The following is an 11,664-nucleotide window of genomic DNA, read 5'->3' as shown; positions in this document are numbered from 1 at the left end:
CCACAAAAAAGACTGCTTTCCTACCCTTTTAAGGGTGGTTGCAGTCTTTTTTTATTGCGCGTTTTTTTACAGCGCCTGAAATCTGTCTGAAATATCATCAATTGCCAGTTGACATTCGTTATTCTTTAAGTCAATTTTATTGAGAGATAAATCACCTGCACTAAACTTGTCAGATAAGCAATCAAGCTTAACCACTACATACAATATTGTAATTGTAGATATAATAAGTGCAATAAACATTATGATAAAAACAACAGTATGTTTAATTATAAAGTTTTTTAGATTTTTTATAACAATTGATAATGTATTCATTAAATATCTCCTGATTAATGAGTTATATTAGTACTTGCACGTCTACGATATTTATTGTTATTTGATGTATATGTATTGTTCTGTGATTTTTTTACTGATGTATTTGCAGGTGATATTATTGGATAAATATCAGTTCTAAAATATGTAATATCTTTATCAAATGTATTCCACTTCATTCCATCACTTAAATCTCTCGACTCTGTTGAATTATTTTTTAAAGTGTAAGTATGTTTGATCTTATCTTTAATTATCCCAGACTCTTTCCATTCAGCGTACCAAATTACCTTATTAGCGTTAGTCTTACCATTGCAAGGGGTAAATGTAGCCGTTCCATAATTATATTTAACTTCATGTATACTATTAACAGCACCATTGTCTCCATATGCTGTATATGAATTTAGACCTAAATTAATAGAATTTTTATACTTGCAGGAATTACCCGTATTATCTTTTTTACTTGTGCTTGCAGCATCTGCTACCGCAAAAGTTCCAGACATCATAATAGTTGCCAAAGCTGCACATAAAGTTTTTTTTGATGAAGTTATTCATTTTTTTACTCCTTTTATGTTAATATTTATTTAGTAAAACGTTTTACAACATTATAATAACATAGCAATAATATTTTGTCAATATATGTTTATGAACAAAATTATATTTTATTCATAATGTGCAAAATATTAAATAATATATAGGACATTTTCATTGACTTTGTTATAAAAAAGATAATATAATGCACTTTTTAGTTTTGTCTGTTGTGGTAAGTGTAGATGGTTACTATATTTGCAAGTGTTTAGACAGGCATAAATCCGACAAGTAGCAAAAAGACCCTCGAAGTGGCATCTTCTGGGGCTTTTGTGTGTCCGATTGGAAACACATAATCTCTTTTGTGGTTGTTTTTCTTGATTTGTCAATAATACCTCTGGATTATTTTATGGACAAGTCCATTAAACAGTGTGACTATCACATACATAAATATAACTGCCACACCCTCCATCGCAAACAGCGACGTCGAAAACGCACATCTTGCCACAGTATCAAAATCCAATCTCCTGTGCAAAACAATGAAAATACTGCATACCTCTTGACAAATGTATCAAAATGCGATACCATGAAAATGGAGAATGATAAAAGCTTGTAAAGATTTAAACGTCTTTACGAGCTTTTTGTTTTGTATATATTTTTCGCCGTGAGCAGAAAGGGTGAAACTTAATAGCAACTTGAAAATTGAATAGGAGGCTTGATAAATTGAAAAAGTTCAACTCAAAGTCCTGCGAGGAGATCATGACCACAGTGTACAAACCGATTGAATTTGTAGTTGACAATCTGCTTGCACAAGGTCTGTATATCTTAGCAGGAGCACCAAAAGTCGGAAAATCGTGGCTTGCGCTTGATATGTGCTTGTCTATAGCGAAAGGAGAAAAGGTATTAGGTCAGCAAACTACACAAGGAACTGCGCTGTACTTGTGTCTGGAAGATAGCTATGTGCGAATCCAAAATCGTCTTTACGAAATCACTGACGAACCTGCAGAGCGATTGCATTTTGTAATCATGTCCGAATCAATCGGGAACGGTTTGGAGGAAGAGATTGAAAACTTTAAAAATGAGCATTACGATTTAAAAGTTGTGTTCATTGACACTCTGCAAAAGGTGCGTAACGAATCGGAGTCAGGCTACGGTACTGATTACAAAGAACTGTCTGTGATGAAAGCACTTGCCGACAAGCTTGAAATTACAATCGTAGTTGTGCATCACACACGAAAGTGTGCTGACAGCGATCCATTTAATATGATCTCAGGCAGTACAGGCTTAAGCGGTTGTGTTGACGGAAGCATGGTTCTGATTGAAAGCAAGCGTGGAAGTCGTACAGCAAAGCTTCATTGTGTAGGTCGTGATATTGAAAACGCAGAAATTAATTTGCAGTTTGACAGCGATTTGAAAAAGTGGATAGTCACCGATGAGCCGTCCGACTGTAAAAGCAAGGATAACATTTTTCTGGCTGCACTGTATGTGTATCTTAAGAAGCATATTGATTTCTGCGGTACAGCTTCGGAATTAGTGAATGTTCTGAAAAGTGTTTCCGATGAAACGTTTTATCCCAACAGAGTAACAAGAGATCTGGTGCAGAACGGTTACACTCTGAGAAAGTACGGAATTGATTTTCAGTACAAGCGAACAAGAAACGGCAGACTGATAAATCTTCATTACGACCATGAGCGTGACAGTAGTGACAGTAAAAATTCTACTGTCGTTACTGTCAACGGAGCGCATAAGCAATACCTCGCAAACCCTTGAAAATGCTTGGTTTACGATGATGACAGCAGGTGTGACAGTAACTGAAATCGGATAAAGTTACTGTCAACATTTCAAGGTTACTGTCAACGCAACGTAAGCCGATTTGCGGGCTTGAATTTTTGTCGGGTAAGTTTAGCCAAAGCATTTCAAAAGCCGACACAGGCGATTTGTTAGCCGCTGTGGGCGATATGTGTGAGAGGTTTTAATTCTGATAATAAAAAGGCAGTTGTTAATCTGCACAAATACCAGATATGCAGCAGTTAAAGCAAAGTAAAATATTTCATTGCAAGTTAAAGTTTCGGGGTCGTAGCCCCCTAAACGTTCACAGCGGACGAGCAAAGCTCGCCGCAAAAATGCCGAAAACACGCAGTTTCAGCAAAATGATTGTGCATAATTTTTATGGGGTCATAAATTTGAGCTTTGAATGATTGAGGGGTCGTAAGTGCAAAAAACTGCGTGAAATCGGCATAATTGCGGGCGTTGTTGATGATGTCAAACGAAATTTTAAGAAAGGAATGATTAAAAATGATCAGTTTAAAAATCAGAGAAAAAGAAACTGAAAAGACAGTAAGGAGGGCGATAAAAATATGCCAAGACAAAGAGAAATCCCGAAAATCAATTCAGTCACTGTTATCTATAATGGCGACGGAAAGACATTTGATACCTTCATGGAGTCCATGATTAACGACTATTTGAATTCAGATAGTATGTCCAAATGCTCCGACTCCGATTTTATTGAAAAGGTAGAACTTGTTGATAAAACAGCGTAATCGCTGGACTTTCAGGTCGGCTTGTGGTAGTGTCAATCTGAACGAAGTTCAGATAGGTAACGCAGACACACCATAGCGTGCCTGCCGAATTTAAAGGAGGTCGATAAAATGAGAGCGTGGCTATACTACAGATTATCTCGTGACGAAGATGAGGAAATGAACAGTCTGCAAAATCAACGACAGATTTTAGTTGATTACGCTGAGCAGAATGGTTACGAAATCGTCGGAGAGAGCTTTGATGACAATGTTTCAGGAATGACGTTTAACAGAAAAGGCTTAGGAGAACTTGAAATTGCTGTTGACGAAGGTAAAATTGATGTAGTTCTGGTCAAGGATCTATCAAGACTTGGCAGACACCGTACTCAAACGGAACTGTTCATAGATCACTTGCGACAGAACAATGTCAAGGTCTATTCTGTGACTGAGGGCATTGATTCCAGTAACGAGAATGACGATTTGATGATTGGATTCAAGCAGATCTTCAACGATTTTTATGCTAAGGACATCAGCAAAAAAGTAAAAGCAGGTGTACGTCAAAAGCAGAAAGGAAAAGGTCTGATAGAGTCCTTACCCCTCGGTTACAAGCGTGACCGAAACACAAATACTGTTTTGGTAGACGATGAAACAGCTTGGATAGTGCAGGAAGCATTCAAGCTATACGTTGACGGCTACGGCTTGACCACAATCGCAAAGAAGATGAACGAACGTGGAATAAAATCACCAGAATACTATCAGCGCAGAAAGCTAGCAGATTGGAAACCCGACATCTCTAAAAAATACTTGTGGGTACAAACAGCAATCAAACGCATTCTCACAAATGAATTATACATTGGCACAATGGTTAATCATAAGACAGTAACTTCAAAAATATACAAAACCAAAACTTTCATTCCGCCCGAAGAACAGTATCGCCATGAGAATTTCTGCGAACCAATAATTGATGAAACAACTTGGAAACAGGCACAGTTTTTACTGGAACAGCGTTCACAGATTAATCCACGTTCGCAAAATGGCAGGAATCTTCATCGCTATTCCGGATTAATAAAATGCTCCGACTGCGGGGCTTGCTTTGTAGCTCGCACAAGAAAATGGAAAGGCAAATAGTACGTTGAATACACTTGCAACAGCGCACACCGCTACGGCAAGCAATACTGTACTCCGCACACAGTCCGTGAAAATCAGCTTGACGCTTTGATCGAAGATGAAGTCCGAGGACTTCGTGAAACAATACTTGTCGAAAGCGAGCGCTACAACAAGATCGTCAAGGATTGGGTAAAGAAAAAGCCGCTGTACGAACGTCAGATACAGCAGCTCAATGATAAAATTTTATCGCTTAGACAGCAGATTGAAGATTTGATAATTGAACGTATTGGAGACAGAGAACACTCGCAGGTCTACAACAATATGATTACAAAGCGTGAAGAAGAAATATCCGCTATTGAAAAACGGATAACTGATCTTAAAGAGTATGACAAAATCTGCAAACAGAGAAAAGAACAGCTTAAAAACACAACACAGATACTTGATGAAATCCTGTCCGAGGGTACGATTTCGGATATCAATCTAAGAATGTTAGTCAAGCGGATTTTCATTCATCAAAACGAAGATAAAAGTCTTGACATCAGGTTCGAGATGAACGGAGAGTTTAATGGAACTGTCAGCGTGTTTATTGAGCCAACAGAAGAATTAGAAAGTGCATAGAAATTAAAACGAAATCCGCAGTATCGCCTGCGGATTTGTTCGTTACATATATGAATATATTAACCGACAGACGCATTAGCTATGGTAGTGCGTTTTAGCATAATATCAATTAAAAATTGTTCTTAGAGCCAGCGTGTCTGCCCATTTATTTTTACTGGAGCAAAAGAAAAAAGCCCGATAAAATCGAGCTTTTCGTGGTGCGGATGACGGGACTTGAACCCACATGACCTTGCGATCACTAGCACCTGAAGCTAGCGCGTCTGCCAATTCCGCCACATCCGCATATTTAACGTTGCTCAATGCAACGTATATATTATATCATATTACACGTACTTTGTCAATACTTTTTCGCAGTTTTTTCGTTAAAAACGCCAAAAAATAAAGCCTGACTAAAAAGTCAGGCTGATTTTTATATCGGAATCGTCACCCGTTTTTAAACTGCTCACTAAGAGCCTGATCACTCATGCCGAAAGTCACAAGCTTGCTGAAATACTTGTTCTTCATAAGCGCCTTGATAAGTATTACACCAACTATCGTTACGCATACAAATTCGCCTAAGGCTACCCAGCCCATGTTCACAAGAAGCGGCGTCTTGAAGACATACGTCAGTTCAAAGCCAACTATCACCGCATTTGATATCACCGGGAAAAGCGACGCAACTACAAGATTTACCTTGTTTCTCAGCAGATAGATAAGAACCGCTGCCACAACTGTAGCAAGCGTTCCAAATACTACGTCCACCATTCCGAGCGTACTGAACAGATTGACTATCAAACAACCTATAGAAAGCGAAATGATGTAATCCTTGTTGAAATAACAAAGTAGCATCAAAACCTCAGATATGCGGAACTGTACCTGTCCGTATGCAAGCGAGCTGCAAAGCATTGTTGCCACAACGTATATCGCTGCAATAAGTCCCATGTTTGTTAAACGACGTGCACTGAAAATTTCCATAAAAAAATCTCCTTGTTTTTATTTGTGAGTGGTTGATCTAGGTTACACTCTATTTAATTGGAAAATAAAATAACATAAAAAGGCTGCCGCCGAAACGACAGCCCGTTTATTTACGTTAATTTAGCTATTGATTAAGCCTTGCCAACAGAGCCGAAGAGTTCCATCTTCTCCTTGACCTTAGCCTTGATAGCCTCGAAGCCAGGATTGAGAAGCTTTCTTGGGTCAAAGCCCTTGCCCTGAAGATCCTTGCCCTCTTCAATGTACTTTCTTGTAGCCTCCTGGAATGAAAGCTGGCACTCTGTGTTTACGTTGATCTTTGCAACGCCAAGTGAGATTGCCTTCTTGATCATGTCATCAGGAATACCTGTACCGCCGTGAAGTACCAGTGGCATATCGCCAACCTTTTCCTTGATAGCAGCAAGTGTCTCGAATGAAAGACCTGGCCAGTTTGCTGGATACTTACCGTGAATGTTACCGATACCAGCTGCGAGCATTGTAACACCGAGATCAGCGATTGTCTTGCACTCGTCTGGATCTGCGCACTCGCCCATACCTACAACGCCGTCCTCTTCGCCGCCGATAGAACCAACTTCGCACTCGATAGAAAGACCAAGCTGATCTGCAACGTGAACGAGTTCAGTTGACTTAGCAAGGTTCTCATCAAATGGATAGTGTGAACCGTCGAACATGATAGATGAGAAGCCAGCCTTTACGCACTTGTAGCAGCCCTCATATGTTCCGTGGTCAAGATGAAGTGCAACAGGTACTGTGATACCAAGCTCTTCGTCCATTGCCTTAACCATAGCAGCAACTGTCTTAAAGCCTGTCATGTACTTGCCTGCGCCCTCAGACACACCAAGAATTACAGGTGACTGCAGTTCCTGAGCAGTGAGAAGGATAGCCTTTGTCCACTCAAGGTTGTTAATATTGAACTGACCTACAGCATACTTGCCTGCAAGTGCCTTTGTCATCATTTCCTTAGCTGAAACTAACATTTTTTAACGACCTCCGTTATTTAAAATTTTCCTCTATTATTATACAACATTACTCCGCCAATTGCAATAGCGTGTCATTAATTTAACAATTATGTAACATTTAAACCTCGTACATCTCAATGACCTTCTGAGCCACCTCGATCTTTGTGCATCTCTTATCCATAGCCTGCTTTTCAAGATATTTATGAGCCTGCTGTTCTGTAAAGCCAAGATACTGCATAAGTGAGCACTTTGCTCTGTTTATCGTTCTTATCTCTTCAAGCTTTTTGTGCAGTTTCAGGTTTTCAGACCTTATGCCCAGCATTCTTTTTCTTGCGGCACTGACAAATTTCATTGAACGGTAAAAATACTGTCTGCCTAGTGGCTTTGGTATCACCATTACGCCGAAATCTTCCAGTTTATCCGCAAGGATATCCGCATTTTCCGACTTTGCGATAGCCACACAGCTTGCGTCAGTTGAGGTGCAGACTATCTCCGCAAGCTCGTTGCCATATTCGTCTGACAATGGACAGTTTATCACGACACAGTCATAACTGCCTGACCCTACTGCACGCCTTGTTTCAAGACCCGTTGCGGCTATAGAAGTCTTGCAGGTGGGAAAGGTTTCTTTTAACAGACTCACAAGCATAGCTGTTGCCTTGTCATTGCTTGAAGCCACAAGTATCCTGTCCATTTCCCCACCTCCTTTTTTTAGCTTTCTCTGACATTACAGATGATAAAAATATCTGGCTGTTTCAAACTGCTCCTTATCGGCAGCTCTCTCATATTCTATGATAAGCTCCTTTTCTATTGCGATAAAACGCTCCAACATATGCTCAGGAAGCCTATCCGCAAGAAACTCGCTCTTTTCAGCACGTTCCACTGCCTCTTTCAAAGACTGCGGAAGTGTTTCAAGCTTTGCAAGCTCGCTTTCATCTGCCGAGCCTATATTGAAATTAATAGGTCTTGGAAGTTCTTCCTTATTTATAACGCCGTCTATGCAGGCATAAATAAGCAGACCCATAGCAAAGTAAGGATTACAGGTGTTGTCTGCTGAACGGAGTATTATACCATTCTCATCTGTATCAGCAAGCGGTGCACGAAGAAGCTGTGCATAATTTTCATGTGACCATGAAATGTACTTAGGTGCAAGCAGACTGCCAAAACGTTTGTATGAATTTGTAGTGGTGTTTAGAAACAGCGTCATATCGCCAACGTTTTTCAGTATTCCTGCTATCATGCGCTCAGCCTCTTTGGAAAGTCCGCCAAGCTGAGGTCTGAAAACATTTTCTGTGCCTTTCATGCACATGAGCATTATATGCAGACCAGATCCGCAGTTGTCGACGATAGGCTTTGGCATGAACGTTGCGTAAAGCCCGTTTCTGTCAGCCACAGATTTTACAACGTTCTTGAACGTCACAAGATTATCGGCAGCTTTCAGTGCGTTTGAATACTGAAAATCTATCTCGTTCTGACCCGGACCGGTTTCATGTCTTGAGCTTTCTGGGAAAATATCCATTTGCTCAAGTGTCAGGCATATGTCACGTCTAAGGTTTTCTCCCCTGTCAACAGGCGCAGCGTCACAATAGCCTGCATAATCGTGAGGACGCTTTGTAGGCATATCAGTATCGTCCTTTTCAAAACAGTAAAACTCGCATGAAGTACCTATCTGGAAGTTATATCCCTTGCCCTTCGCATATGCGATAGCAGTTTTGAGGAAAAACCTGCCATCTCCCTCGAAAGCCGTTCCGTCAGGATATTTCAGGTGGCAGAAAAATCTTACTACCCTGCCGTGCTGCGGTCGCCATGGAAGAAGCGCCAGCGTATCAGGGTCAGGGAAAAGTCTAAGGTCTGAAGCAGTCACATTCAAAAAGCCACCGAGCTTTGAAGCGTCAAAGATAAGTCCCTCTCTGAATATTTTCGGCAGCTCGCCTGCTATAACAGAGATAGTCTTTAGCGAACCGAATATATCGCAGAACATGAGCTTTACGAACTTTACGTCGTTTTCTTCAACGAACTGCAAAACCTCTTTCTCTGTGTATTTCATAATAAATCCTCCGTAATGATACTGTTCAGAAAAGTTTTCCGTTCCTTACTTATAATTATATCTGAACAGCCAATTCTGTAAAACCGAGCAGTTATAAAGATTTTGTTACTTTATTTTTACCTTGCGTTATTTGTCGATATCATCCAGCCAAAGCTTAGCCACAGCGTCAGACGGCATTCTCCAATCCCCTCTCGGTGACAGGGTAACAGAACCGATCTTTGCGCCGTCAGGCAGGCAGGAGCGTTTGAACTGCTGTGAGAAAAATCTGCGATAGAATGTTTTGAGCCACTTGTCTATGACCTCGTCAGGATAATCCCCCTCAAAGGCATATTTCGCAAGCCTTTTCACCTTTGACGGCTCAAAGCCCCAGCGTATGCCATAGTAAAGGAAGAAGTCATGAAGCTCATATGGACCGACAAGGTCTTCTGTTTTCTGTGTCATCTCAGTGCCACTCTCATCAGTAGGAAGAAGCTCAGGAGAAACAGGAGTGTCCAAAATATCGTACAGTACATTTCTCAGAGTATCAGATGTGCAGGTGTCGCCGTAATATTGAACGATATGTCTTACCAGCGTTTTAGGGATAGAAGCGTTCACACCGTACATGGACATATGGTCGCCGTTGTAGGTCGCCCAGCCGAGAGCAAGCTCGCTCAGGTCGCCTGTGCCGACCACCATTCCGCTCACCTGATTTGCGATATTCATAAGCACCTTTGTGCGCTCTCTCGCCTGACCATTCTCGAACACAACGCTGTGATCGTTATAATCGTGACCGATATCTTCAAAATGCTGTAAAACTGCATTTGAGATATCCACCTCTCTGAACGTTACCCCCAAAGCGTCGCAAAGTATCTCCGCATTGGAGCGTGTGCGCTTTGTTGTGCCAAAGCATGGCATCGTCACCGCAACGATATCAGTATGAGGACGTTTCAGCAAGTCCATTGCCATTACACATACAAGCAGTGCAAGCGTAGAATCAAGTCCCCCTGAAATGCCAATGACCACAGTTTTGGAATGTGTGTGTGCGATACGCTTCATAAGTCCATGGGATTGCATTTGCAAAATGAGGTGACAACGCTCATTTCTCTCCGCCTGATTTGCAGGGATAAAAGGCGTTTTAGAAAATTTCCTTGTAAGCTTGGTATCACACATATCAAAGGTGATATAATCTACAGGCAGAACGTCAAGAAAATACGGCTTATAAATTTCATTTAGCTGATCCCAAACCGAATTGCTCTCAGGATAGGTGGAGATCTTTCTTCTCTCGAACGCAAGCTTTTTGAAGTCTATCTCAGATATAGTTATGCCGTTTTCAAAAAGTCTGCTCTCTGCAAGTATAGAGCCGTTTTCCGCAATGATATTGTGACCCGAAAAGACCATATCCTGCGTTGACTCACCGTCACCGGCGGAGCAGTAGATATATCCTGCCACCAGTCTTGCAGACTGATTTGACACAAGCTGTCTGCGGTAAGAATCCTTGCCGATGACCTCATCGCTTGCGGACAGATTGCAAATAAGCGTTGCACCCGATTTAGCAAGATAATTTGAAACAGGGTCAGCCACCCACAGATCCTCGCAAAGCTCAAAGCCTATCTTCACGCAGTCGCTTGGCTGCTCGCCGTTGTTTTCCCAGTTGTCAAGCTCAAAGACATACTGTCCCATTTGTGCAGAATGCATATCGTCATCGGCAAAATACTGTGTAAGCTCAAGCTGGATATTGCCGCCCATATATGGTGCAAAATGCCTTGCCTCATAAAACTCGTTATAATTCGGTAAATGCGTTTTCGGTATAAATTTCAGTATCTCACCGTTTTGTATAACTGCCGCACAGTTATAAAGCTTGCCCTTTGCCCTCACAGGCATACCAACAGCCACAAGCATATCGCTGTTGACAGTTTTCTTCGCTATTTTCACAGCACCGTACATCGCCCTATCAAGCAAAGCGTTCTGAAAGAACAAGTCCTGACAGGTATAGCCTGTTATACAAAGCTCAGGGAACACAGCGACCTTTACGCCCTCTTCCCTGCACTTTTCAAGCTGACTGATTATTTTATCCACATTGAAGTCAACGTCTGCCACCTGTATCTCAGGGGTGCAGGCGGCAACCTTTATAAAACCGTCTTTCATAAAAATAAGCTCCTTACAAGAAATTATCATTGTTATCATTATACCATTTTTTATAGGTATAAGTCAATGATTTTTACAGTATAGCAAAACTATTTTAGAACGATACTAGACAATCGACCACTAATGTGTTAAAATTGAGATATCACATCAAGGGGGGAACGCCATATGAACAAGCTGTGGGATAAGTTTCTTTTAGGCCTTAGCTGCTGTGCTTTTATGCTTGCAGAGGGAACAGATCCGTCAAACATCACCACATTGCTATTGGCTGTAATATGCTCCGCTATCTTTCAATAAAACCAAGCTCTACCGTTGCATACCTTTCAGTTATTGCGTACAGCTCACTTTGCATTTTCAGTAAAGAAGCTTTGATACTCGCCCCTTTGGTGCTTTATGATGCTTTCTGTACAAAATTTTACCCTGCTATGGTTTTAACATTCATAGGCGTACTTGCAAATATATTCACTCTGGGAAAAGACATTTTCCCGCTTGT

At 41.0% G+C, this 11,664-nt stretch carries 12 protein-coding genes and 1 tRNA gene; 5 read left to right on the top strand and 8 right to left on the bottom strand.

The features are described from left to right. Positions 1-66 precede the first annotated feature (66 nt). Both AB5Z01_RS10420 and AB5Z01_RS10415 read right to left on the bottom strand, forming a co-directional pair. Positions 67-312, bottom strand: a complete 246-nt coding sequence (locus tag AB5Z01_RS10420; RefSeq protein ID WP_195221618.1) for a hypothetical protein — start codon at positions 310-312, stop codon at positions 67-69. Between the two features lie 14 nt (positions 313-326). Beyond that, positions 327-824 (bottom strand): hypothetical protein, encoded by a 498-nt coding sequence (locus AB5Z01_RS10415; protein WP_287215729.1) that lies wholly within the window; start codon positions 822-824, stop codon positions 327-329. Positions 825-1,557: 733 nt separating this feature from the next. On the opposite strand from AB5Z01_RS10415, the gene AB5Z01_RS10410 reads away from it, so the two are divergent. The 4 genes from AB5Z01_RS10410 (at position 1,558) to AB5Z01_RS10395 (ending at position 5,075) form a co-directional block, all read left to right on the top strand. Next, on the top strand, positions 1,558-2,604 hold the full coding sequence (locus AB5Z01_RS10410) for an AAA family ATPase (RefSeq protein ID WP_287215732.1): 1,047 nt from the start codon (positions 1,558-1,560) through the stop codon (positions 2,602-2,604). Between the two features lie 587 nt (positions 2,605-3,191). Further along, positions 3,192-3,374: a hypothetical protein gene (locus tag AB5Z01_RS10405; RefSeq protein WP_022286812.1), complete on the top strand. Its 183-nt coding sequence runs from the start codon at positions 3,192-3,194 to the stop codon at positions 3,372-3,374. A gap of 108 nt (positions 3,375-3,482) precedes the next feature. Further along, the gene (locus AB5Z01_RS10400; protein WP_287215735.1) at positions 3,483-4,478 is read left to right on the top strand and encodes a recombinase family protein; all 996 of its coding nucleotides are present in this window, start codon (positions 3,483-3,485) and stop codon (positions 4,476-4,478) included. A gap of 87 nt (positions 4,479-4,565) precedes the next feature. Further along, positions 4,566-5,075 carry a hypothetical protein gene (locus AB5Z01_RS10395; RefSeq protein WP_287215737.1) on the top strand — a complete coding sequence of 170 codons (510 nt, stop codon included), beginning with the start codon at positions 4,566-4,568 and terminating at the stop codon, positions 5,073-5,075. 195 nt (positions 5,076-5,270) lie between these two features. On the opposite strand, the gene AB5Z01_RS10390 is transcribed toward AB5Z01_RS10395, so the two are convergent. The 6 genes from AB5Z01_RS10390 to AB5Z01_RS10365 form a co-directional block, all read right to left on the bottom strand. After that, a tRNA-Leu gene (locus AB5Z01_RS10390) sits at positions 5,271-5,357 on the bottom strand. A gap of 141 nt (positions 5,358-5,498) precedes the next feature. After that, on the bottom strand, positions 5,499-6,029 hold the full coding sequence (locus tag AB5Z01_RS10385; RefSeq protein ID WP_038671335.1) for a QueT transporter family protein: 531 nt from the start codon (positions 6,027-6,029) through the stop codon (positions 5,499-5,501). 131 nt (positions 6,030-6,160) lie between these two features. Beyond that, complete coding sequence (fba, locus tag AB5Z01_RS10380) at positions 6,161-7,024, bottom strand: class II fructose-1,6-bisphosphate aldolase (RefSeq protein ID WP_038671333.1); 864 nt, start codon at positions 7,022-7,024, stop codon at positions 6,161-6,163. 100 nt (positions 7,025-7,124) lie between these two features. Further along, entirely contained in the window at positions 7,125-7,697 is a 573-nt protein-coding gene (locus AB5Z01_RS10375; RefSeq protein ID WP_022288387.1) for an ANTAR domain-containing response regulator, read from the bottom strand. Between the two features lie 33 nt (positions 7,698-7,730). Further along, the gene (locus tag AB5Z01_RS10370; protein WP_022288386.1) at positions 7,731-9,050 is read right to left on the bottom strand and encodes a glutamine synthetase family protein; all 1,320 of its coding nucleotides are present in this window, start codon (positions 9,048-9,050) and stop codon (positions 7,731-7,733) included. Positions 9,051-9,176: 126 nt separating this feature from the next. Further along, positions 9,177-11,174: an NAD(+) synthase gene (locus AB5Z01_RS10365; protein WP_287215741.1), complete on the bottom strand. Its 1,998-nt coding sequence runs from the start codon at positions 11,172-11,174 to the stop codon at positions 9,177-9,179. A gap of 165 nt (positions 11,175-11,339) precedes the next feature. Between AB5Z01_RS10365 and AB5Z01_RS10360 the strand changes: the two genes are divergently transcribed. Then, positions 11,340-11,468 (top strand): hypothetical protein, encoded by a 129-nt coding sequence (locus tag AB5Z01_RS10360; RefSeq protein WP_287215744.1) that lies wholly within the window; start codon positions 11,340-11,342, stop codon positions 11,466-11,468. Positions 11,469-11,664: the final 196 nt, after the last annotated feature.

It is taken from the genome of Ruminococcus sp. RTP21359st1_H3_RTP21359_211015 (genome assembly GCF_040909065.1).
Taxonomy (GTDB): Bacteria; Bacillota; Clostridia; order Oscillospirales; family Ruminococcaceae; genus Hominimerdicola; species Hominimerdicola aceti.
Note: the sequence above shows the minus strand (reverse complement) of the source record. Positions and strands in the feature narration are given on the sequence as shown.